The organism is Stenotrophomonas sp. ATs4 (assembly GCF_051861585.1).
Taxonomy (GTDB): Bacteria; Pseudomonadota; Gammaproteobacteria; order Xanthomonadales; family Xanthomonadaceae; genus Stenotrophomonas; species Stenotrophomonas maltophilia_AS.
On the sequence record NZ_JBLYPK010000014.1, the window covers coordinates 90,154 to 111,841 of the forward strand.

Annotated in this window: 18 protein-coding genes, 1 tRNA gene and 1 pseudogene; 10 read left to right on the forward strand and 10 right to left on the reverse strand. The window is 66.2% G+C overall.

The window, feature by feature from the left end:
* Positions 1-91: 91 nt before the first annotated feature.
* Positions 92-2,818: a bifunctional acetate--CoA ligase family protein/GNAT family N-acetyltransferase gene (locus ABR323_RS20555; protein ID WP_439450632.1), complete on the forward strand. Its 2,727-nt coding sequence runs from the start codon at positions 92-94 to the stop codon at positions 2,816-2,818.
* A gap of 35 nt (positions 2,819-2,853) precedes the next feature.
* Here the strand turns inward: ABR323_RS20555 and ABR323_RS20560 are convergent, their stop codons facing one another.
* Complete coding sequence (locus ABR323_RS20560) at positions 2,854-3,234, reverse strand: YbjQ family protein (RefSeq protein WP_439450633.1); 381 nt, start codon at positions 3,232-3,234, stop codon at positions 2,854-2,856.
* Between the two features lie 139 nt (positions 3,235-3,373).
* Between ABR323_RS20560 and ABR323_RS20565 the strand changes: the two genes are divergently transcribed.
* On the forward strand, positions 3,374-4,075 hold the full coding sequence (locus tag ABR323_RS20565) for an alpha/beta fold hydrolase (RefSeq protein ID WP_439450634.1): 702 nt from the start codon (positions 3,374-3,376) through the stop codon (positions 4,073-4,075).
* A 124-nt stretch (positions 4,076-4,199) separates the two neighbouring features.
* Here the strand turns inward: ABR323_RS20565 and ABR323_RS20570 are convergent.
* Positions 4,200-4,814 (reverse strand): annotated as a pseudogene (locus ABR323_RS20570) (YdcF family protein); the annotation flags it as partial.
* A gap of 387 nt (positions 4,815-5,201) precedes the next feature.
* Between ABR323_RS20570 and ABR323_RS20575 the strand changes: the two are divergent.
* Both ABR323_RS20575 and ABR323_RS20580 read left to right on the forward strand, forming a co-directional pair.
* Positions 5,202-5,528: a hypothetical protein gene (locus ABR323_RS20575; RefSeq protein ID WP_439450635.1), complete on the forward strand. Its 327-nt coding sequence runs from the start codon at positions 5,202-5,204 to the stop codon at positions 5,526-5,528.
* Between the two features lies 1 nt (position 5,529).
* Positions 5,530-7,263, forward strand: a complete 1,734-nt coding sequence (locus ABR323_RS20580; RefSeq protein ID WP_439450636.1) for an ATP-binding response regulator — start codon at positions 5,530-5,532, stop codon at positions 7,261-7,263.
* Between the two features lie 110 nt (positions 7,264-7,373).
* On the opposite strand, the gene dkgB is transcribed toward ABR323_RS20580, so the two are convergent.
* Together dkgB and ABR323_RS20590 are read right to left on the reverse strand one after the other, a co-directional pair.
* Complete coding sequence (gene dkgB / locus ABR323_RS20585; RefSeq protein ID WP_439450637.1) at positions 7,374-8,183, reverse strand: 2,5-didehydrogluconate reductase DkgB; 810 nt, start codon at positions 8,181-8,183, stop codon at positions 7,374-7,376.
* 125 nt (positions 8,184-8,308) lie between these two features.
* The gene (locus ABR323_RS20590; protein ID WP_439450638.1) at positions 8,309-9,523 is read right to left on the reverse strand and encodes an MFS transporter; all 1,215 of its coding nucleotides are present in this window, start codon (positions 9,521-9,523) and stop codon (positions 8,309-8,311) included.
* 106 nt (positions 9,524-9,629) lie between these two features.
* Between ABR323_RS20590 and ABR323_RS20595 the strand changes: the two genes are divergently transcribed.
* Positions 9,630-10,532, forward strand: coding sequence for a LysR family transcriptional regulator (locus ABR323_RS20595; RefSeq protein WP_135275521.1), 903 nt, complete (start codon positions 9,630-9,632; stop codon positions 10,530-10,532).
* Positions 10,533-10,734: 202 nt separating this feature from the next.
* Here the strand turns inward: ABR323_RS20595 and ABR323_RS20600 are convergent, their stop codons facing one another.
* A complete protein-coding gene (locus ABR323_RS20600; protein WP_439450639.1) occupies positions 10,735-12,855 on the reverse strand; it encodes a methyl-accepting chemotaxis protein in 2,121 nt (706 codons plus the stop codon).
* Positions 12,856-13,038: 183 nt separating this feature from the next.
* Between ABR323_RS20600 and ABR323_RS20605 the strand changes: the two genes are divergently transcribed.
* Together ABR323_RS20605 and ABR323_RS20610 are read left to right on the forward strand one after the other, a co-directional pair.
* A complete protein-coding gene (locus ABR323_RS20605) occupies positions 13,039-13,494 on the forward strand; it encodes an Rrf2 family transcriptional regulator (RefSeq protein WP_439450640.1) in 456 nt (151 codons plus the stop codon).
* Positions 13,484-14,389 carry an NAD(P)/FAD-dependent oxidoreductase gene (locus ABR323_RS20610; RefSeq protein WP_439450641.1) on the forward strand — a complete coding sequence of 302 codons (906 nt, stop codon included), beginning with the start codon at positions 13,484-13,486 and terminating at the stop codon, positions 14,387-14,389. Before ABR323_RS20605 ends, ABR323_RS20610 begins: the two co-directional genes overlap by 11 nt.
* Positions 14,390-14,501: 112 nt before the next feature.
* On the opposite strand, the gene ABR323_RS20615 is transcribed toward ABR323_RS20610, so the two are convergent.
* The 4 genes from ABR323_RS20615 to ABR323_RS20630 form a co-directional block, all read right to left on the reverse strand.
* Positions 14,502-15,722, reverse strand: coding sequence for an RtcB family protein (locus tag ABR323_RS20615; protein WP_439450642.1), 1,221 nt, complete (start codon positions 15,720-15,722; stop codon positions 14,502-14,504).
* Between the two features lie 56 nt (positions 15,723-15,778).
* Entirely contained in the window at positions 15,779-16,903 is a 1,125-nt protein-coding gene (locus ABR323_RS20620; RefSeq protein ID WP_439450643.1) for a slipin family protein, read from the reverse strand.
* Positions 16,904-17,259: 356 nt separating this feature from the next.
* Positions 17,260-17,332, reverse strand: a tRNA-Thr gene (locus ABR323_RS20625).
* Between the two features lie 647 nt (positions 17,333-17,979).
* Entirely contained in the window at positions 17,980-18,936 is a 957-nt protein-coding gene (locus ABR323_RS20630; RefSeq protein ID WP_439450644.1) for an aldo/keto reductase, read from the reverse strand.
* A 169-nt stretch (positions 18,937-19,105) separates the two neighbouring features.
* On the opposite strand from ABR323_RS20630, the gene ABR323_RS20635 reads away from it, so the two are divergent.
* From ABR323_RS20635 to ABR323_RS20645, 3 genes are all read left to right on the forward strand, one after another.
* On the forward strand, positions 19,106-19,963 hold the full coding sequence (locus ABR323_RS20635; RefSeq protein WP_439450645.1) for a class I SAM-dependent methyltransferase: 858 nt from the start codon (positions 19,106-19,108) through the stop codon (positions 19,961-19,963).
* A 147-nt stretch (positions 19,964-20,110) separates the two neighbouring features.
* On the forward strand, positions 20,111-20,362 hold the full coding sequence (locus ABR323_RS20640; RefSeq protein ID WP_439450648.1) for a hypothetical protein: 252 nt from the start codon (positions 20,111-20,113) through the stop codon (positions 20,360-20,362).
* A 187-nt stretch (positions 20,363-20,549) separates the two neighbouring features.
* Entirely contained in the window at positions 20,550-21,089 is a 540-nt protein-coding gene (locus ABR323_RS20645; RefSeq protein WP_135275599.1) for a pseudouridine synthase, read from the forward strand.
* Between the two features lie 93 nt (positions 21,090-21,182).
* On the opposite strand, the gene ABR323_RS20650 is transcribed toward ABR323_RS20645, so the two are convergent.
* Positions 21,183-21,557, reverse strand: coding sequence for a hypothetical protein (locus ABR323_RS20650; protein ID WP_005411574.1), 375 nt, complete (start codon positions 21,555-21,557; stop codon positions 21,183-21,185).
* Between the last annotated feature and the right edge of the window lie 131 nt (positions 21,558-21,688).

Genomic DNA, 21,688 nt, shown 5'->3' on the forward strand with positions numbered 1-21,688 from the left:
GCAGTAGATCCACGCCATGCGTGGATGCGGTGTGCCTGGGTGCTTGCGCACGATCATGCCGCTGCAGCGCCAGTCCGTGTACCGTAGGCGCATGAGTACCTACCACCTGCAGTCTGTGTTCCGTCCGCAGTCGGTCGCGGTGATCGGCGGCAGCCCGCGTGAGCGCTCGGCCGGCCGCGCGGTGATGCGCAACCTGCGCGGCACCGGCTTCCCCGGCAAGGTGGCGTGGATCAACCCGCGGCATGCCGAGATCGATGGCATCCGCACGGTCAAGCGACTGAAGGACCTGGACTGGGTACCCGAGCTGGTGGTGATCACCGCGCCGGCGGCGATCGTGCCGCAGGTGGTGCGCACCGCCGCCGAACGCGGCGTGCAATCGGCGATCATTCTTACCGCGCACCTTGGCGAAGGCCCGGGCTCGTTGTCGGCGCAGGTCGAAGCGGTGGCGCGCAAGCATGGCCTGCGCATTCTCGGGCCGCATTGCCTGGGCGTGATCGCGCCACATGCACGGCTCAATGCCAGCATCGCCGCGCATTTCCCGCAGGCCGGCGACCTCGCGCTGATCTCCGAATCCTCGGCCATTGCCGCCGCGCTGGTGGAATGGGGCGTGGCGCGCTCGGTCGGGTTCTCTGCCGTAGTGTCGCTGGGCGACACGCTGGACGTCGACTTCGGCGACCTGCTCGACTACTTCGCCACCGACTATCGCACCCGCGCCATCCTGCTCTATGTCGAGCAGATCAAGGACGCGCGCAAGTTCATGTCGGCGGCGCGTGCCGCTGCCCGCGCAAAGCCGGTGGTGGTGGTGAAATCCGGTCGCGCCGAGCGCGTGCAGCCGGGCAGCCGCGATACCCATGTGCAGGCCCTGGCCCGTGCCGACGACGTCTACGGTGCGGCGTTCAACCGTGCCGGCCTGCTGCGTGTGAGCGCGCTGGACGAACTGTTCACTGCCGCCGAATCGTTGGGGCGGCTGGGGACGTTCCCGGGTCGTCGCCTGGCCATCCTCAGTAATGGTGGCGGTGTCGGCCGCCTTGCCGTGGACCAGCTGATCGCGCTGCGCGGCACGCTGGCCAACCTGTCCGACAGCACGGTACAGAAGCTCGATGCGGTGCTGCCGCAGGGCTGGTCGCGCAGCAACCCGGTCGACATCGTGGTCGACGCCGATGGCGAACGATACGCGTCTGCCATCGAAGCACTGCTGGCCGACAACGAGAACGATGCGGTGATGGTGGTCAACGTGCCGACCGCATTCACCTCGTCTGCAGACGCGGCACAGGCGCTGACGCGCACGCTGGGCCTGCGCCCGCGCCATCACCGCGACAAGCCGGTGTTCGCGGTCTGGCTGGGCAACGATGACCAGGCCACTGCCACGCTGAACGCGGCGCGGGTGCCGACCTATCCGACTGAGGCCGAAGCGGTGCGCGGCTTCCAGCATCTGGTGCGCTACCGCGAAGCGCAGAACGCGCTGATGGAAACGCCGCCCAGCCTGCCTCAGGACTTCAGCGTGGATGCGGCGGCCGCGCGCGCGCTGGTCGACGCAGCCCTGGCCAACGGCCAGCAGTGGCTGGACCCGCTGGCCACGCATGAACTGCTCAAGGCCTATGGCATTCCGTCCGCACCGGTGATGCATGCGCGCGATGCACACGAGGCGATGGACCTGGCGCAACCGCTGCTGGAACGCGGTGCTACGGTCGCACTGAAGATTCTCTCGCCGGATATTCCGCACAAGTCGCAAGTGGACGGTGTGCGCTTGAATCTGGCGACGCTGCCGGCGGTGCAGAGCGCGGCCCACACGATCCTGGCGCGCGCGCGCCAGTTGCGTCCCGATGCCCGCATCGATGGCCTGCTGGTACAGCCGACCATCGTCCGCCCGAAGGCACGCGAGATCATCGTCGGTATTGCCGATGACGCGACGTTCGGTCCTGTGATCGTGGTCGGTCGCGGCGGCACCGCAGTAGAAGTGATCAATGACAAGGCGCTGGCGCTGCCGCCGCTGGATCTACGCCTGGCCCACGAGTTGATCGGCCAGACCCGGGCCTCGCGCATCCTCAAGGCCTATGGCGATGTGCCCGCCGCCGACGAGCGTGCACTCGCGTTGGCCCTGGTGAAGCTGGCACAGCTGGCCGCCGACATTCCCGAAGTGCGCACGCTGGACATCAATCCGTTGCTGGTCGACGGCAAGGGCATCCTCGCCCTCGACGCCCGTGTGGCCATCGCACCCTCGCGCATCCTGCACAAGGGCCGTGGCCATCCACGCTTCTCGGTGTTCCCGTACCCGAAGGAGTGGGAGCGCACCATCGAACTGTCCGATGGCGGCCGTGCCTTCGTACGCCCGGTGCGGCCGGAGGACGACGCGCTGTTCCGCGCGTTCTTCGCCCGCGTCAGCGACGAGGACCTGCGCCTGCGCTTCTTCCAGTCGGTGAAGCACTTCAGCCACGAGTTCATCGCGCGCCTGACCCAGCTCGATTACGGACGCTCGATTGCGCTGGTGGCGATCGAACCGCGCAGCGGCGAAATGCTGGGCGCGGTGCGCCTGCACGCCGACGCCGACTACCACCGTGGCGAGTACGGCATCCTGATCCGCTCGGACCTGAAGGGACACGGCATCGGCTGGCGGCTGATGGCGATCATGATCGAGTACGCCAAGTGGCTGGGCCTGGACGTGGTCGAAGGCCAGGTGCTGCGCGAGAACAGCACCATGCTGGCGATGTGCCAGAGCCTGGGCTTCAAGACCAAGCTGGACCCGGACGACCCGACGGTGATGATGGTGACCCTGCCGGTGCAGCAGGTCGAGGTGCCCGAGATCCCGCCAGCGGCGTGATTCCGGGTAGCGTCGGGCCATGCCCGGCGGCCTCGTCAGCGCAACGGTTCCACCACCACCGCCGTGCCATAGCACAGCACCTCCGTCAGCCCGGTCATCACATCGGTGGCGTCGTAGCGCATGCCGATGATGGCATTGGCGCCCAGCTGCCGCGCGTGCTTGACCATGTCGCGGTAGGTTTCCTCGCGGGCCTGTTCGCACAGCTCGGTGTAGATTGTGATGTTGCCGCCGAAGAGCGTCTGGATGCCACCCAGGAAGTTGCCGACGATCGAGCGCGAGCGCACGGTGATGCCGCGTACCACGCCCAGATTGCGCACGACGCGATGGCCGGGCAGCTCGAAGGCGGTGGTGACCAGTGAATCGTCGAAGCGCAGTGCTGGTGGGGAAGGGGAGCCACTGTTGTAGGGGTCTGCCATGGTCGCGTCCGTGTCGCTGCCTTCTGTAGAGTCGAGCCATGCTCGACTGGCTATGCAGCAGTCGAGCATGGCTCGACTCTACAATGCAACCGCCCGTTGCGGCATGGCTCCGTCACCGTGATGGCGCGACAATACCCCCATGACCGACCGTATCCCCCTGTTGCTGCTGCCCGGCCTGCTCAACGACGCTGAGCTGTGGCGCTCACAGTTGGCTGATCTTGCCGACATCGCCGATTGCACGGTAGGCGACCAGACCCGTGGCGAGACCCTGCAGGCGGTGGCCGAGGACGTGCTGGCGCAGGCGCCGGAGCGCTTTGCGTTGGCCGGGTTCTCGCTGGGCGGTTTCGTCGCCCAGCAGATCCTGCGCATCGCGCCGGAACGCGTGCTGCAGCTGGCGTTGATCGATACGTCGATCCATGCCGACTCACTCGAGCGGGCCGAACAACGCCGCAGCCAGCGCGCCAGCGTGCGCCTGCCCGGCAAGTTCCACGGCTTCGGCGATGTGTTGATGCGCAGCTACATCGACGCCTCGCGGCTGGATGACTACGTGCTGGTGCAGCGTGTTCGCGACATGACCGCTCGCTTGGGCGCGGAAGTCTTCCTGCGCCAGAGCGGGCTGGAACGCCGCGATGGCCACGATGTGCTGGCTGGTTACCGCGACCCGCTGCTGATCGTATGTGGCGCCAATGACCGTATTACGCCACTCGCGGTGAGCGAGGAAATGCACGCGATGGTGCCGCACTCGCAACTGGTGGTGGTGCCCGACTGCGGGCACCTGGCACCGATGGAGAAACCGGACGAAGTGAGTGCGGCGATGCGTGGGTGGTTGCTGCAGGTGTGACACTGTCCAGCCTGATGGATTCCTCGTTCCAACCCATGCCGTTGTAGACGTGGTAGCGCAGGACGCCGATGTACTCGTGCAGCATCACTTCGATCAGCAACAGGTTGTACGCAGAGGGAAGCCACCCCGCCGAGGCGCGGAGGCGATCACTGGGCAAGCCCTCGGCCACGACACCGAAGTGCCGGAAGTAGATCAGACTGCGCCTTAGATGCAGGCCAGAGGTCACCAGCACTACCCGGACACTGTCGCGCTTGATCAATCGGCTGCTGTTCCTGGCGTTCTGCCAGGTGTTCACGCTGGCGTGCTCGCGGACAATGTGTTCCGCAGGTACGCCCAGCGCGATCAGTTCACGCGCGTAGACGTTGGCTTCTGCGGCATTGTCTGGCGCAGTAGCGCCTCCGCTGACCAGCACCACGCAGGATTCGCCGGTGCGTTCGCAGGCGAGGTAGCGCTGCGTTGCGGCCATCAACCGGCTATAGCCAGCCAGGCCGGGCCGGGAGCCGTGAGCGTCCTGATCGATGCCAGCGCCCAGCACGACAATCGCCGTGCGGGGATGGTGCGCTGTTGCAGTGCTTGGCGGCGCGTCCTGTGCCAGGTCCAGCAGCAGTTGAGTGGTGGGCGCGCTCGCGCTGGCCAGGATGGCCAGGGGCGCTGCGGCGAGAAGGGCGCCGCTACGCACGTGTCGCTTTCGAACCAGAACCGCACACGAGAGCAGCAGAAAGAGTGTCAGGGCGAGCATGACGAACCTCAGGAAAATTTGAAAGAAATCCGATGGCGTTACGCGATCGTTGCTTCCATGCTGGATGCCATGGATCTGAAGCGAATGTCACTCCCGGTCAGATGTATTGCCATCGTGGGCGCCATCCTGCTCGCGGCTGCTGCTGGGCATCTGCTGGGTAGCACGTTTCCGCAGCTGTTCCTGCAGATCCATCAACGAATGCAGTAGTCCGTACGCCGCGCACGCTGTCGCTTCAGGCCTCTGTTTGGGCGTCGCGGAACGTGGAAGCGCATCTCTTCAGGTGTTGAATGCGACAGGCAGAGGAAAGCAATGCGACGCTTGAACTCAACGCAAGGCGTACAGCCGCGGCAACATCCTGCAGACGGTCCTGAGCTTGGGGAGCGATCGATGCTCAGCCTGATTGCAGCGACTGCGCCAGGCCAGTTCTCATCGTTTGCCGTCGCCCTGGACGAGGCGATTTCGCGCTGGATGAGCGCTGCGGAGAATGAATCCCCGGGTTGCCTGGAACAGGAGCTTTCGCGCATGCATGCCTTGAAAAGTGTGACCTCGGCGTTGGGCAGCAGCAGGATTGCCGATGCCTGCGAAGATCTGGCTGATGCTCTCCGCTCCGGTGAAGTCATCGGCAGCGTGCGGCTGCGCGGCTGCGCGCTGGCAATCTCGGCAAAGCGCCTTCTGGGACGCACGACCGGTCAATCACTGAACGGGGGACGCTGACATGCATGATCCGTACACATCCTCTCCAATGTCGTCCCCGGCAGCGCTGCTGCATGCTGCGCGCGTGCTGGAAATGCATCGTCTGGCGCTACTGCTGTCATGCTTCCAGGAGCCGCGCGCCAGTGGGTTCCGGGTGCTGTTGCAGGCGCTTGCGGTGCTGTGGTGCTGGCTCTGGATCGATGGCCCACAGCCTGTTCTGGCCGATGAGGCAGCGCGGGTGCTGCCGGCCGCCGTTGTACTTCTGGCGGTATCTGTGGCGTGGGCACTCCTTGTAAACCTTCGCAGGGCGCGTTACGACACGTGGTACGACGCGACGGGTCTTCTGCTCAGTCTGGCGATGGTGGCCATCCAGGTGCACTCGGCCTTCATCCTGTTGATGGCACTCAATGCACTCCTGCCGTTCCTCGTCATCGCCGCGACGGTGGCTTACGGACGCAAGGCCATGGCGCCGGCAATCGCGGTAACGGCCGTGGCGCTGCTGTGGGCGGCCCCCGAAGGCTACTGGTTCTCGCGGCCCGCCTATCTGGCCTATGCGCTGGCGCTGACCATCCTGTTGCCGCTGGTCGTGGCGTCACTGGTGGCAGCGATGCGCGAGATTGCGTTGCGTGCCATTGCGTCGCGTGAGGCGCAGGGACGATTCGTCGGCACCATGAGTCATGAGCTTCGCACGCCGCTCAATGCCATCATCAGCGGCATCCAGCTTCTGGAGGTCAACACGGCAAATACTGCCCAGCGACACGCACTGGCCACCGTTGCGGGGCAGGCCCAGGCGCTCCGGCATCGCATTGATGATGTACTTGATGTTGCCAGCATTGATGGTGGCAAGCTGAAACTGCGGCCACATCCTTGTTCGCTGCGTTCCATCATCGAGGCGGCGCAGGCGAGCTGCATGCCTGCGGCTGCCGACAAAGGCGTGGTGCTGCAAGTGGATGCAGGGAGAGCGGACGTATGGCTGCTGGCAGATGGCGGTCGCATCGAACAGGTGGTGACCAATCTTCTCTGCAATGCCATCAAGTTCAGCCCCATGGCGGGCGAGGCGAGGGTCTCGGTTGGCGCCGTTCGCGCGGTGGATGACTGGCAGGTGCGGATCTCGGTCTGCGATTCCGGGACGGGCATCGACGATGCCCAGAGAGACATGATTTTCTCGCCTTTCGTGCAGGTCAGTCAGGGCGAAGCGCGTTGCGAACAAGGCGTCGGGCTCGGGCTGTACATCGTCCGGCTGATTTCCGATGCCATGGGCGGAACGATCAGCGTCGGCCGCAGCGACGCCGGCGGTGCCTCATTCGTCTGGTGCTTCGCTGCTGCCGTGGCCGATGAGGCTGACCCGCTTCCTTCCCTGGATGAGCTTTTCCAATCGCACGCGGAGGTGGTTCGTCCGCTGCACTGCCTGCTGTTCGAGGACGTGGAGACCAACCGCGAGGTGGTGCAGCACCTGCTGCAGTGTGCAGGCCATCGCCTCAGCTCCCGGCAAGATGGTCACGATGCTCAGGCCGTCATCAAGGCGCTGGCGCCCGACGTAGTCCTGCTGGATCTGCACATGCCAGGTTGCAGTGGATGGGATGTACTGGAGGCGCTGGTCAGGGACCCTGGGGCGCCTCCCGTTCTGGTGATGAGCGCAGACACCCGGGTGGAGGTGATCGACAGGGCGCAGGCGCTGGGTGCGGCTGGCTTTCTGTGCAAGCCACTGGACATCGAGAGCGTCCTGGATATGTTGCGCGGTGTTGCCGAGCGCTGACCGTCCGGTAGGTGCCGACCTTGGTCCGCACGGTGTTTCAAAGAGTGATCAGAGGTCAGTGCCGACCAAGGTCGGCACCTACCGATTCCGATCCGTAACCGCGGTTGGGATCAATCCCAAGCCGGGGCGATACCTTCCGGGTTGGCCAGGCGATGACCGCGGTCCAGCTTGGCGATCTGCGCCATGTCTTCGTCGGTCAGGCGGATCGCTGCCGCTTCCAGGTTGCCCGACAGGTTCTCGCGCTTGGTCGACGACGGGATCACCGAGAAGCCCTGCTGCAGCGCCCAGGCCAGCGCGATCTGCGCCGGAGTGGCCTGGTGACGGCCGGCAATGGCCTGGATCACCGGGTCCTTGATCACCTCGCCATAGGCCAGGCTCATGTAGGCGGTGATGTGGATGCCGTTGTCCTGCAGGAACTTCACCAGCAGACGGTTCTGCAGGTACGGATGGATCTCGATCTGGTTGGTGGCGATGGCGCCTGCACCGAGGATGCCGATCGCCTTGCGGGTCTGCGCGATGGTGAAGTTGGAGATGCCGATTTCCTTCGTCAGGCCCTGCGCCTTGGCCTCGGCCAGTGCGGTCAGGTACTCCTCCATCGGCACGTCGACCTTGTCGTTCGGCGACGGCCAGTGGATCAGTGCCAGGTCGACGTGGTCGGTGCGCAGCTTCTCCAGGCTGGTGCGCAGGCTGGCCAGCAGCGCTTCACGCTTGAACTCGGTGATCCAGACCTTGGTGGTCAGGTAGATCTCTTCGCGCGGCACGCCGGAATCGGCGATGGCCTGGCCGACCTCGGCTTCATTGCCGTAGATCTGTGCGGTATCGATGGCGCGGTAGCCGACATCCAGCGCGTTGCGCACGGAGTCGATCACGGTCTGGTCTTTCAGGCGGAAGGTGCCGAGACCGAAGGCGGGGACAGTCATGGGGAGCTCCAGCAGAGGGAAGGGATGCGAATATCCGGCAAAGGGTAGGCCAGTGGCCGCATGCGTGCCGGCAACGGTGCATTGCACCACCGTACCGGCAGGGCGCCGGCACGGCATGACCTATCTCAGTGCGCGGCTGCGGCGATGCCATCGGCGCGGTCATCGATGCCGTCGCGGCGGTCCAGGCGGCCGCTGAGCACGGTCAATGCATACGCGCCCACCACCACCAGCGCGCCCAGCCACGGCGTGTGCATCAGGCCGATGTTCTCCACTACCAAACCGCCGAGCGAGGCGCCCAGCGCGATGCCAATGTTGAAGGCGGCGATGTTCAGCCCCGAGGCGACGTCGGTGGCCTGAGGTGCATAGCGCTGCGCCTGCTTGACCACATACACCTGCAGGCCGGGCACGTTGCCGAAGGCCACCGCACCCAGTGCCAGCACCGTCAGCAGCATCAGCCAGGTGTTGTAGGCGGTGAAGGTGAGCACGAACAGCACGATGGCCAGCAGGGCGAAGATGCGCTTCAGCGCGGGCACCGGGCCCATGCGGTCGGCCATGCGGCCACCCCACAGGTTGCCGATCGCCACCGACACGCCGTACACCAGCAGCACCAGGCTCACGGCGTTGGCTGGAAGGCCGGTGACGTCCTGCAGGATCGGCGCCAGATAGGTGAAGGCCAGGAAGGTGCCGCCATAGCCCAGCGCGGTCATTGCATAGACCAGCAGCAGGCGTGGCTGGCCGAGCACTGCCAGCTGCTGGCGGAGGCTGGCCGGTGCGTTCTGCGGCAGATTGCGCGGAACGAACAGCAGCGCGCCGAGCAACGCGATCACGCCGAGGGCGGCCACCGCAAGGAAGGTCGCGCGCCAGCCCAGATGCTGGCCGATGAAGGTACCCAGTGGTACGCCGGTCACCAGCGCCACGGTCAGGCCGGTGAACATGATGGCGATCGCACTGGCTGCCTTCTCCTTCGGCACCACGGCGGTGGCGATGATCGCGCCGATCGAGAAGAACACGCCGTGCGCCAGGCCGGTGAGGATGCGGGCGATGATCAGCGAGGTATAGCCGGGTGCCATCCAGGCGACGATATTGCCGAGCGTGAACAACACCATCAGCCCCACCAGCAGTTGCTTGCGCGGTACGCGTCCGGTCAGCGCGGTCAGCACCGGCGCACCGATGGCCACGCCCAGCGCATACAGCGAAACCAGCAGGCCGGCCGAGGGCAGGCTGACCTGCAGGTCAGCGGCGATGGTCGGGATCAGGCCGACGATGACGAACTCGGTGGTGCCGATGGCAAAGGCACCGAGGGTCAACGCCAGCAGAGCGAGGGGGATGCCACGGATCATGGCCGGCTCCAAGGGGGAAGGAAGGCGCGCAGTGTGCGCGGCCAACCTTTGCTGAAAAACCGCTCTTCACGCCAATCACTATTGCCATTCAGTCAATAATGGCGGCATGAAGACCACCCTCGATGAATTGCAGGCGTTTCTTTCGGTGATCGACAGCGGCACGATCAGTGCCGCCGCCGAGCAGCTGGGGCAGACGCCCTCGGGTGTGAGCCGTGCGCTGGGGCGGCTGGAGGACAAGCTGGGGATCACCCTGCTGACCCGCACCACCCGCCGCCTGCACCTGACCGCCGAAGGCGAGGCGTTCCTGCGCCATGCGCGCGCGATCATCGATGCAGTGGAATCGGCCGAGGAACAGATGGCAGCGCGCCGCGATCGCCCGGCAGGGCGCCTGCGCGTGGATGCGGCGATGCCCTTCGTGCTGCACGTGATTGCACCGCTGGTGGCCGGCTACCGTGCGCGTTATCCGGAAGTGCAGCTGGAACTGAACAGCTCCGACCGCTATATCGACCTGCTGGAGCGGCGCACCGATCTGGCAATCCGGATCGGCCCGCTGGCCGATTCCACATTGCATGCGCGATTGCTGGGCCGCTGCCAGTTGCGGTTGGTGGCCAGCCCGGCCTATCTGGCTGCGCACGGCGAACCGGCAAGTGTGGCGGCACTGGGCCAGCACACGCTGCTCAGCTTCAACGAGCCGGAGTCGCTCAACCGTTGGCCGCTGCCCGGGGAGTCGGATGGGCTGCTGCTGGTGCGGCCGGACATCGCTGTGTCCAGTGGCGAGACGCTGCGCCGGTTGGCGGTGGAAGGCGTGGGCATCACCTGCCTGTCCGACTTCGTCACCGACCGCGACCGCGCGGCCGGCACCCTGGTGCCGGTGCTGGCGGCGCAGACGCTGGATGTGTATCAACCGGTCCATGCGGTGTATTACCGCAACACCGCGGTGTCGGCACGGATCAGCTCGTTCGTGGATTACCTGGCCGACGCGATGGCGCAGAGCGACTACGTGCGCTGAGGCCGTGGTGGGGTTGCCGGCCGGCGGCCGGCACTACCGCAGGTTACGGTGGGTGCGGACCGTTGGTCCGCACTGCCCCTGCCATCGCCCGACCAACGGTCGGGCGCTACCCACCTGGCGCTGGACGCTGCCGGCCAGCGGCCGGCACTACCCGTATCCGCGTTCCACGGCAGTGCCGGCCGCTGGCCGGCAGCCGAATCAGTCAGGCCGCGCGCACCAGTGCTCCCTTCAATGTCGCCGTGGTCGACAGGTCGAACACATCCACCGCGTCGATCAACCGGTTCGCCTGCTGCTCCAGGCTGCGTGCGGCGGCGCTGGCTTCTTCCACCAGCGCGGCGTTCTGCTGGGTGGTGCCATCCATCTGGATCACGGTCTGGCTGACCTGCTCGATACCCGCGCTCTGTTCCTGCGAAGCTGCGGAAATCTCGGCCATGATGTCGGTCACGCGCTGCACCGACGCCACGATCTCGGCCATGGTGTCACCGGCCTCGCGCACGCGCTGCGCGCCGTGGCCGACCTGTTCCACCGACGTTTCGATCAACGCCTTGATCTCCTTTGCGGCTGCGGCCGAGCGCTGTGCAAGCGTGCGCACTTCGCTGGCAACCACGGCGAACCCACGGCCCTGCTCGCCGGCGCGGGCCGCTTCCACCGCAGCGTTCAGCGCCAGGATGTTGGTCTGGAAGGCGATGCCGTCGATCACGCTGATGATCTCGGCGATCTGCCGCGACGAGGTCTCGATCGCACCCATCGTCGTCACCACCTGGCCGACCACGCTGCCGCCGTGAGAGGCAACGGTGTGCGCGCCGATCGCCAGCTGGTTGGCCTGGCGCGCATGCTCGGCGTTCTGGCGCACGGTGGAGGTCAGTTCCTCCATCGATGCCGCCGTCTCCTCCAGGTTGGCGGCCTGCTGTTCGGTGCGGCGTGACAGATCGTTGTTGCCGGCGGCAATCTCCGCCGCCGCCGTGTGGATGTTGCCGGAGGCGTGCTTGATGTCGGTGACGATGGTTGCCAGCTGCGTGGCGGTGGTGTTGGCATCGCCGGCGATGCGCGCGAACACGCCCTGGAAATCACCGTGCATGCGCGCGCCGAGGCGGCCATCGGCAATCGCACGCAGCATGCTGGAGACCTCGCCGAGGTTCAGTTCGGTGGTCTGCATCAATCGGTTCAAGCCGTCGACCATCGCGCGGAAATCATGCTCGAAACGCGCGCTGTCGCCGCGCTGGCTGAAGTCACCGGCGGCAGCGGCCTCGGCCAGGCGGCGGATCTCGCCATTGATCATGCCGAGATTGGCCTTGGCGGTATCCAATGCGTCGGTGATCACGGCCTTCTCGCCGGGCAGGCGTTCCATGTCCTGGCTGAGGTCACCGATCGCGTAACGGCCCATGATCGCAATCGCACGCAGCTTTACCTGGATATGCGCGTGGACCAACGCATTGCTGTCGGCCACCATCGTGCCGAACGCACCGGGAAACGCACTGGCGTCCATGCGGTGGCTGATGCTGCCGGCTTCATGCGCCTGTGCCATCGTGGCCTGTGCATCCAGCACGCCGCGCAGCGTGGACTGCACCGCCTGCATCGCCTGCGCGAGGCGACCGATCTCGTCGCGGCTGCGCACCTGCACCACGTGCTGCAGGTCGCCGGCGGCCACTGCACGTGCAGCGGCTTCTACCGCCAGCACCGGCTGCACCACCGCACGCCGCAGCCACCAGCCCAGGCCCATCAGCAGCAGCACGGCAGCCAGCACGGTCAGCGCCGCGCACAGCAGCAGCGTTTGCCGCGCCTGCTGCGAACGGGCCGCCACCGCCGCCTCGGCCACCTGCGTGGCGTGCATGCTCAACGCATCCAGCGCGGTTGCCACCGGGCGATCCTTGCCGCGCACCAGGCTATCGCCGGCGGCGGGATCGTAGCTGGCCTCGGCGAACGCCTGCAGCGCCCCGTGGTAGTCCTGCTGCAGCTGTGCGTGCAGGCCGATGAATGCCTGTGCCAGCTCACGCGTGCGGGCATCCGGGCTGCGGGTCAGGCCCTTGGCCAGCTGCTCGACCAGGCGGCCTTCGCTGTCGAACGCCTCCAGATGGCGCTGGCGCAGCGCGTCGTCACGGCCGCGCAGCAGTACGTTCTTCCATTCCTGCACCTGGCCGCGGAACTCCCGCTGCAGGCGCTCGGCGTCGCGGCTGTGGGCGACTTCGGGCGGAACCTCGGTGGACAACTTCAACCAGGCGGAGGCCAGGCCCGCCAGTGCGCACAGCAGGACCACGGCCAGACCAACGGAAACCGCGCCGAGCAGCTTGGACTGCAGGCGCGGAGCACGGACAGACGCATTCATGGGAAAGCACTCTCGGGAAGGGGCACTGCGGTATCGACCCGCTGCGCACGCGCTGAAGTGCGACGCGCATCACATTCGCGTTTCGTTTAGCGATGTGAAGGAATCATTTCATAGGACAAATGTGTCCATATGGAACGAATACGGACCCTCGACAGGTGGATTAAATGTAACTATTGTTGTTACATGAAATCCGCGAACCCGCTTTCCGACGCCCTGCATGTGATGGCGCACCTGGTCGGCCACGCCGCACCGCGCACCTCCGATCAGCTGGCGTCATGCCTGCCGACCCATCCGGTGGTGATCCGCCGGCTGCTGGCACAGCTGCACAAGGCCGGCCTGGTGCGCAGCATGCGTGGCCACGGCGGCGGCAGCGTGCTGGCACGCGATGCCGCGGCAATTACCCTGCATGACATCTATCTGGCCGTGGGCGCACCGCCGCTGGTGCAGGTCGGGGCCCGCGATTCCGGTGGCGGCTGCCCGATCCAGCAGCTGGTCAACAGTGCCCTGCTCGAAGGGGCGCGCGAAGCGCAGCGCCTGCTCGAAGCGCGCCTGCAGGCGACCACGCTGGACCAGCTCGGCGCCGACTTCGCCCGCCATCTCGCCCATCACCGTTCCCTGGAAAGTCACCATGAATCCTGATGTGCTCATCGTCGGCGGCAGCTATGCCGGCATTGCCGCCGGCCTGATCCTGGCCCGTGCCCGTCGCCCGGTCACGATCATCGACGCCGGTTCACCGCGCAACCGCTTCGCCAGCCACTCGCACGGCGTCCTGGGGTTGGATGGCATCAGCGGCGCCGAGCTGCTGAAGACTGCGCGACAGCAGCTGCTGGATTACCCCAGCGTGCGCTGGGTGCATGCAGAGGCGGTGCAGGCCACCGCCAGCGCAGAGGGCGTGGAAGTGCGCACCGCCGACGGCCAGGTGCTGGCCGCGCGGAAGCTGCTGCTGGCCAGCGGAATTGCCGACCAGTTGCCCGACCTACCGGGACTGACCGAGCGCTGGGGAAGCACCGTGCTGCACTGTCCGTACTGCCACGGTTACGAAGTGGGTGGTGGTGCCATCGGCCTGCTTGGCGGTCATCCGATGTCCGCCAGCAAGGCGCCGCTGTTTGCCGACTGGGGCAATGTCACGTTCTTCAGCATGGGACTGGACATCACGGATGAGGAGCGCGCCGCCATGCAGCAGCGCGGCGTGCAGATCGAGACGTCACCCGTGCTGGGCGTGCAAGGCGACCAGCCGACCTGGCTGGAAGTGGAGCTGGCCGATGGCCGCCGCATCGCCCAGCGTGCGCTGTTCGTGCCGGCCACCCAGGCGATGGCCACACCGCTGGTACAGCAGCTGGGCTGCGCGCTGGCCGAGAGCCCGCTGGGCGTTCTGATCGAGGTTGATGCGATGAAGCAGACCTCGGTGCCGAACGTGTATGCCGCAGGCGATGCGACAACCGTTGGCAACATCACCCTGGCCATGGGCGAGGGCGTGCGTGCGGGCATTGGTGTGCATCATGCGCTGGTGGGCGAGGACAGCGTGCCGCGTTGAATGCGCGTGTTCCGGTAGATGCCGGCCTTGGTCAGCGCCGTTTCATCCACGCATGGCGTGGATCTACTGCAATCGGGAGCGGTGGGTGCCGGCCTTGGCCGGCACCGCTCCATCATCCCTTCACGCACAGCACCTGCCGCAACGTGTGCACCACGTCGACCAGGTCGAGCTGCGCGGCCATCACATCGTCGATCGACTTGTACGCCGCCGGTGACTCGTCCAGAACGCCGCTGTCCTTGCGGCATTCCACGTGCGCGGTGGCCTCGCGGTGCTGGGCCAGCGTGATCTGCTGGCGTGCAGTGCCACGGCTCATCGCCCGGCCGGCGCCGTGGCTGCAGCTGTGGAAGCTGTCCGCGTTGCCCTTGCCGCGCACGATGTAGCTGCGCGTGCCCATGCTGCCGGGAATGATGCCCAGCTCGCCCTCGCGGGCGCTGACCGCACCCTTGCGCGTCACCAGCAGCTCCTGCCCCTGGTGCGTCTCCTTCTGCACATAGTTGTGGTGGCAGTTCACCGCCATCGCCGCCAGCTGGAACTTCGGCAGACGATGGCGCATCTCGGCCAGCACGCGCGACATCATCGCCTCTCGGTTCTGTCGCGCGTAGTCCTGCGCCCACGACACCGCTTCAACGTAATCATCAAACAGCGGCTCGCCTTCCATGAAGAACGCCAGGTCCTTGTCCGGCAGGTGGAAGCCCAGCACGCGCCGCGCCAGTTCCTCGCGTGCCTTCTCGATGAAGTAGGTGCCGATCAGGTTGCCGGTGCCGCGCGAGCCGCTGTGCAGCATCACCCACACCGTGTCCGTCTCGTCCAGGCACAGTTCGATGAAGTGGTTGCCGCCGCCCAGCGTACCCAGCTGGCGGTCGAGCTTGTCGGTGCGGATCCTGCGGTGCTTGTCCTTGATCTTCTCCAGGCCGTCGGCCAGCCCGGACTGCACCAGCCGGGTGTGGATGCTGTCGGGCATGCGGTGATGCTCGCCGCCGCGCCCATTGCCGACCGGGATGCTGCGCTCGATGCTGTTGCGCAGCTGCCGCAGGTCATCGGGCAGGTCGTTGGCGCGCAGCGTGGTGCGTACTGCCGCCATGCCGCAGCCGATGTCGACGCCGACCGCGGCCGGGATGATCGCACCGCGGGTCGGGATCACCGAGCCGACGGTCGCGCCCTTGCCCAGGTGCACGTCCGGCATCACGGCCACCCACGGCCCGACGAACGGGATCGCGGCGATGTTGCGCAGCTGCTCATGCGCCTGCGCTTCCAGCGGCACACCGTTGACCCAGCCCTTGATCGGCGTGGTGCCCTCGGCGTGCAGCCATTGATAGTTCTGTTGAGTATCCATGTCTTCGTGTATGTCCTTGATGGGCCGCCGGCGCGTCCCTGCGCCGCCGCTACCCCCTACCTGATCGTCACCAGCTGCTTCAGCACGCCATCCAGGCCGCCGAACACGGTGAGCTTGTCGATCTTCTCGGTGACCTTCTCCAGTGCCTCCAGCTCCTTCAAGCGCATCAGCACCGGGTTGTCCTCGATCAGCTTTGCGGTGTTGAGCTGCGAACGCGTGGCGTTGGCCTCCTCGCGGCGACGGATCACGCTGGCCTGGGCCTGCTTCTCGGCCAGCACCACACCGTTGAGGATCTCCTTCATCTCACCCGGCAGGATCACGTCCTTGATGCCCACGCCCAGCAGCTGCACACCATGGCCTTCGATCGCCGACTGCACATGGGCGGCGATCTCGCCGTCCAGCGCTGCCTTGTCGCCCAGAAGCTCATCCAGGCTGCGCGTGGCAATCGCCTGGCGCAGGCCGAACTGCAGCTGCCGATAGACGAACTCATCGGCATTGCTGAGCGTGCGGTGTGCACGCACCGGGTCGAGTACCTGCACGGTCGCGGCGAGGTTCACCCGCAGGGTCACCTTGTCGCGGCTGAGCAGTTCCTGGCCGGAGACCTCCAGCGAACGCGCACGCAGCTCCACGCGCTCCACCGACACGTTGCCGTTGAAGTTCCAGAAGGCGTGCAGGCCGGCGTCCAGCGTCTGCCGCAGCGTGCCATCGATGAACAGCAGACCGACCGACTCGCTCGGCACGGTGCTGATCACCGCCACACGCGGCAGCACGCCCAGCTGCCCCAGACGCTGCTGTACGCTCGCCGGAATGCGCGGCTCGTCACCCAGCGCCATCACCTGCACCTGGGTGTCGACCGAACCGCGCCAGTAAAGACGGCGGCTGCCCGGCGGCAACACCTCATCGATGCGGCCATTGCGCAGCAACAGACCGACCTCGCTGGCGCCGACGTTGGCCAGCACGAAGTGCGTGTCCAGCCGTGCGCCCAGTGCCTCGATCAGGCTGTCCTGGTCGCTGCCGGTGTAGGCCGTGCCCTTCGATGCGTTGTGGATGTCCACGTGCGGACGGCCGCCGAATGGCGACAGGCGGTGCACGCCCGGCAGCAGGATCTGCTGGAAACGACGGTTGCGATACACCAGGCCGCGCTCGCCGTCGCCGATCACGACCTTGATGGTCCAGAACATGGGAGTCTCTCCTTGTATGGCTCTGGTGGTTCGACCCGTTGCAGATGAATCGCCATGACCCGGGTCGATCAGGTCGTGGCAGAGCCGGCTGCACACCACGTGCAGTCAGCGGAAAAGGGCGGCCATCGGCGGACGGTCCGCGCGCGGAGCCTTCGGTGCACCGGCACTGCTGCCATCGTCGTTCCCGGCAGGAAGCACCGGTGCGGAACGTGGCTGGCAGTGGCGGCGGGCCGGGGCCCGGCGTGCGGTCCGTTGCCTTCCACGCCCCGCCCGAAGGCGATGACGATGGACGGCGACGATGGCCGCTGGGGCTTGCGCCCCGGGTGTTGCTTCAAGTCATGACGTGAGAGGTCATGTGGTTTGGAGTGGGAATCGAACCCACGACAGACGGATTACGGATCCGTTGCTCTACCCTACTGAGCTATCCAGTTGGGGACCGCGCGGAATCGAACCGCGTACCGGCGAACCGGCGCCTGACTCCAGCAGGCGATCCAGGCGACGGCGTGTCCGCGACCTCCGGCATACGCCACGGCAACGCCGCGCGCACCAGCCCGTGGTTGAAACGGGACCGTTGGAGAATCGAGGGTGCAGGCCGCCGACATTATCGGCGAGCGATAATGTTTTGATGCGATGCAGATAATGTCCAGACGCTGCCGATCGCGCGAAGTAAATCCTTCGGCGGGGCGGGAAAAGCCTGGGTCAGTGAGCGGCGGGTCGCCGCGCGGGGTGCAGTTCTGGCATCGCGGGTCCTTGTGCCGACGCAAACGAAAACGCCCCCGGGACTTGCGTTCCGAGGGCGTCGTCAGGCCTCGGAGATCGGGGTGGCCGATCTCCGCAGGGCGAGTATCAGGCCGTTGTCAGCTGGTCTTCCTTGCCGAACGCGCGCGCCAGCACGTCCATGCGCAGGCATGGCAGCAGTTTGGCGGTGGCGACGGAATGCGCGTTCAAGGGAAGTATCCAGTGGTTGGTGAAACGAGGTGCGCACGATAAACCACGATTTAGTCGTGCGCAACCATTTTGTTCAATTATTTTCTTCGGGGCGCGTGCAATGCCGGCCAGCGGCCGGCACTACCTGGTCAAGCTTCCGTGCTGGCGGCGTCCAGTTGTGCGACATCCTGCACGCTCAGCGATACGTTTGCTGCGGCCAGCAGATCGTGCAGCTGCTCGACGCTGGTGGCGCTGACGATCGGTGCGGTAATCGACGGCCGTGCGATCTGCCATGCCAGCGCGATCTGTGCGGCGCTGGCACTGTGCTTGCTGGCCACGTCATCCAGCGCCTGCAGGATGCGCAGGCCGCGCGGGTTCAGATAGCGCTTCACCACCGTTTCGCCACGCGCCGGGCTCTTGGCTGCATCGCCGGGCGTGCGGTACTTGCCGCTGAGGAAGCCACTGGCCAGCGCGTAGTTGCCGATCACCCCGATCTGTTCGCGCTGCACCAGCGGTTCCAGTTCCTTCTCGTAGCCGGCGCGGTCATACAGGTTGTATTCGGGCTGCAGGGTTTCGTAACGCGGCAGCTTGTAGTCGGTGGACACCTTCAGCGCATCGGCCAGGCGCGTGGCACTGTAGTTGGAGGCACCGATCGCACGTACCTTGCCGGCTTCGATCAGCCGGCCGAACGCGGCCAGGGTCGCTTCCAGCGGCGTCGATTCGTCATCCTCGTGGGCCTGGTACAGATCGATCACGTCGGTCTGCAGGCGGCGCAGCGAATCCTCGACTGCGGCATTGATGTTGTCCGGTGTCAGGCCGGGGCGCTCGGCCCACTTGGCCACCTTGGTCGCCAGTACCACCTTGTCGCGCTTGCCGCTGCGGGCAAACCACTTGCCGATCAGCGTTTCCGATTCGCCGCCGACATTGCCCGGTACCCAGGCCGAGTACACATCGGCGGTGTCGACCAGATTGAAACCGGCGTCGACGAAGGCATCGAGCAGGGCGAAGCTGGCTTTTTCATCAGCGCTCCAGCCGAACACGTTGCCACCGAAGGCGAGCGGACGTACATGCAGGCCGGAACGGCCCAGTTCACGGGTTGCCGTCATGGACACGGGCTCCTTGGGGGAAGTACTCCAGAATAGAACGCGTCGTGTTACCGCGCTGCGGCGGTGACCACAAAACAGTGTTCCGCGACAGGCGTGCGGCTAACGTTTTGTGAACACCTGGGGCGCTGCGACTGCTAGTCTCGCCGCATCTTCCGCTGGAGTCGTCCCGATGATGCCTGCTTCGTCCCTGCGTGGTTGCCGCCTGCTGCTTGCCTCGGCCCTGCTTGCCGCTGTTCCCGCGTTCGCTGCACCGGCCACGGTGGCACCGGCAAAGATCCAGGTGTCGCCGGCCATCGATGCGGCGGTGAAGGCGTCGACCCGTGATGCCAACAACGTCAAGCGTGATGGCTACCGTCATCCGGCGCAGACACTGGCGTTCTTCAAGGTGGCACCGGAGAAGACGGTCATCGAGATCACCCCCGGCAACGGCTGGTACTCGGAGATCCTTGCACCGCTGCTGCGTGACAAGGGCCATTACGTCGCTGCCGTGGTCGACCCGATGGCCGTTGCTGAAGGGCGCGGTCGTGACTACCAGCAGCGCAGCCGCGACAGCCTGGAAAAGAAGTACGCCGGCACGCCGGCGCAGTTCGACAAGACCGCCGTGGTTGCCTACGACCCGGCCAAGCCGGTGTTCGGCCCGGCCGGTTCAGCCGACGTGGTGCTGACCTTCCGCAACGTGCACAACTGGCGCAAGGCCGGGCAGGCGCAGGGCATGTTCCAGGGCTTCTTCAACGTGCTCAAGCGGGGCGGCGTGCTGGGTGTGGTCGAGCATCGCGCCAAGGCCGATGTGGCCGACGACGATGACACCGGCTATGTCGGCCAGCAGCAGGTGATCGCGATGGCCGAGGCCGCCGGCTTCAGGCTGGATGCGCGCAGCGAGGTCAACGCCAACCCGCGTGACACCAAGGACCACCCGAACGGCGTGTGGACGCTGCCGCCGACCAACCAGCACGACAAGGCCGACGATGCGAAGTACCAGGCCATCGGCGAGAGCGACCGCATGACCCTGCGCTTCATCAAGCCGTAAGGCGGCACGCCGCATGGCGTGCATGCGTTGACTTTGCAGAGCCGAGCCATGCTCGGCTCATCGCGGGCAGCGCGGCGTGTGGCTGGCCCAAGGGCCGGACACACGCGGAGATTCAATCTCATTCAAGGACGTGGAACGTTGAAGAAGGTGTTGTACATCGCCGTGGCAGTCTTTGTGCTGACCCGGCTGATTGATTTCGTGTTCTACGGTGGCCATGCCCATGACCTGGTCGCGGCCGTTGGTTTTGGAGTGCTGTTCGCCGGCATCCTGCTGGAGGAACGTGCACGCAACGCCAGTCCGCCTACGGTCCGCCTGCGGCGCCGGGCCAACGTCACCGCCGCGTGCGGCATCGCATTGGTCCTGGGTTCGTTCCTGCTGGAGTGGAAGGTTTCCGGTTGAGCCCGTGGTGATCGTGGCGGCGGGAAAGAGCAGCCGAGCACGGCTATGCAGGCCGTCCTGACCGGCACCTTTCGGGCCGTTGCACGCGACGTTGGCAGCGGCTCCTGCCGCTGCCTTCGGCTCTACAGCTGAGTGGCGCGTAGCGCGGCGTGGGACAATGCTCCACCTGCCGCTTGCCATGCCCGCGATGCTGATTGCCTTCAACAAGCCCTTCAACGTGCTCTGCCAGTTCACCGACCGCAGCCTGCCGCCGCGGCCGACGCTGGCCGGGTTCGGTCTGCCGCCGCGCGTGTATGCCGCCGGTCGGCTCGATCATGACAGCGAGGGCCTGCTGCTGCTGACCGACAACGGTACGCTGGCGCACAAGCTGACGGATCCGAAGCACAAGGCCGACAAGACCTACTGGGTGCAGGTGGAAGGCATGCCCAGCGACGCGCAGCTGCAGCAGTTGCGCGACGGCGTCGAGCTGAATGACGGGCTGACCCTGCCGGCGAAGATCGAGCGCCTCGATCCGGCGCCGTCGCTGTGGACGCGTGATCCGCCGGTCCGCTTTCGCAAGACTGTGCCTGACAGTTGGTTGGCGATCACGATCCGCGAGGGCCGCAACCGCCAAGTGCGGCGGATGACGGCTGCGGTGAACCTGCCGACCCTGCGCTTGGTGCGGGTGGCGATGGGACCTTACCGGCTGGATGACCTGCAGCCCGGGCAATGGCGACAGATCGGTTGAAATGAAAAGGGCCGGAGGCCTTGCGGCGTCCGACCCTCATGCGACGTGCAGGGTCAGAGCCCTTCCTGCGGAAGGTATCCGACCCCGGCAGACTCAGGCGTCGCTGCCGATGTCGCTGTGTTCGTCGACCACGGTGTCGTTGCGGCGGTCGCGTGCATTGATGCGCTGGGCCTGGCCGTTCACCACATGGCCGTTGGCGGCCTTCTTCTTCTGCTGCTTGCGGTACAGCGCATAGCCGAGCAGCCCAACGCCGACGGCAGCTGCGGCGATGGTCACGGCCGGGTTGCGGCGGGCGAACTTGGTGGCGACCTTGCCGCCGGTCTTGACTGCACCGAGGGCGGCGCCGGTCTTGATCCAGTCCGCATTGCGCAGGCTGCCACCGGCGCTCTTCAGGCCATCGCCGGCGGTGTGGGCCAGCTCCAGGGCGCGCTCCAGAGCGCGGTCGGTGATTACGGTCAGCTTGCTCATGCGGGGGTCCTTTGCCTCGGGTCGAAGTCCAGTGTCGCGCGTTGCCCGTAAACGGTATGTCAGCCGGGGACGCACGTGGTGTGACTTTAACGCAGCCATTCAGGATCAGGCAGGGTCTGCAACGGGTAGTG

Excerpts from the sequence above, each read along its gene's own strand:
- ABR323_RS20580 (WP_439450636.1), top strand. The coding sequence starts at position 5,530 with ATGCATGATCCGTACACATCCTCTCCAATGTCGTCCCCGGCAGCGCTG.
- ABR323_RS20560 (WP_439450633.1), bottom strand. The coding sequence starts at position 3,234 with ATGGCAGACCCCTACAACAGTGGCTCCCCTTCCCCACCAGCACTGCGC.
- ABR323_RS20590 (WP_439450638.1), bottom strand. The coding sequence starts at position 9,523 with ATGATCCGTGGCATCCCCCTCGCTCTGCTGGCGTTGACCCTCGGTGCC.
- ABR323_RS20595 (WP_135275521.1), top strand. The coding sequence starts at position 9,630 with ATGAAGACCACCCTCGATGAATTGCAGGCGTTTCTTTCGGTGATCGAC.
- ABR323_RS20650 (WP_005411574.1), bottom strand. The coding sequence starts at position 21,557 with ATGAGCAAGCTGACCGTAATCACCGACCGCGCTCTGGAGCGCGCCCTG.
- ABR323_RS20620 (WP_439450643.1), bottom strand. The coding sequence starts at position 16,903 with ATGTTCTGGACCATCAAGGTCGTGATCGGCGACGGCGAGCGCGGCCTG.
- ABR323_RS20605 (WP_439450640.1), top strand. The coding sequence starts at position 13,039 with ATGAAATCCGCGAACCCGCTTTCCGACGCCCTGCATGTGATGGCGCAC.
- ABR323_RS20610 (WP_439450641.1), top strand. The coding sequence starts at position 13,484 with ATGAATCCTGATGTGCTCATCGTCGGCGGCAGCTATGCCGGCATTGCC.
- ABR323_RS20630 (WP_439450644.1), bottom strand. The coding sequence starts at position 18,936 with ATGACGGCAACCCGTGAACTGGGCCGTTCCGGCCTGCATGTACGTCCG.
- dkgB (WP_439450637.1), bottom strand. The coding sequence starts at position 8,183 with ATGACTGTCCCCGCCTTCGGTCTCGGCACCTTCCGCCTGAAAGACCAG.
- ABR323_RS20635 (WP_439450645.1), top strand. The coding sequence starts at position 19,106 with ATGATGCCTGCTTCGTCCCTGCGTGGTTGCCGCCTGCTGCTTGCCTCG.
- ABR323_RS20615 (WP_439450642.1), bottom strand. The coding sequence starts at position 15,722 with ATGGATACTCAACAGAACTATCAATGGCTGCACGCCGAGGGCACCACG.
- ABR323_RS20645 (WP_135275599.1), top strand. The coding sequence starts at position 20,550 with ATGCTGATTGCCTTCAACAAGCCCTTCAACGTGCTCTGCCAGTTCACC.
- ABR323_RS20565 (WP_439450634.1), top strand. The coding sequence starts at position 3,374 with ATGACCGACCGTATCCCCCTGTTGCTGCTGCCCGGCCTGCTCAACGAC.
- ABR323_RS20555 (WP_439450632.1), top strand. The coding sequence starts at position 92 with ATGAGTACCTACCACCTGCAGTCTGTGTTCCGTCCGCAGTCGGTCGCG.
- ABR323_RS20600 (WP_439450639.1), bottom strand. The coding sequence starts at position 12,855 with ATGAATGCGTCTGTCCGTGCTCCGCGCCTGCAGTCCAAGCTGCTCGGC.
- ABR323_RS20575 (WP_439450635.1), top strand. The coding sequence starts at position 5,202 with ATGCTCAGCCTGATTGCAGCGACTGCGCCAGGCCAGTTCTCATCGTTT.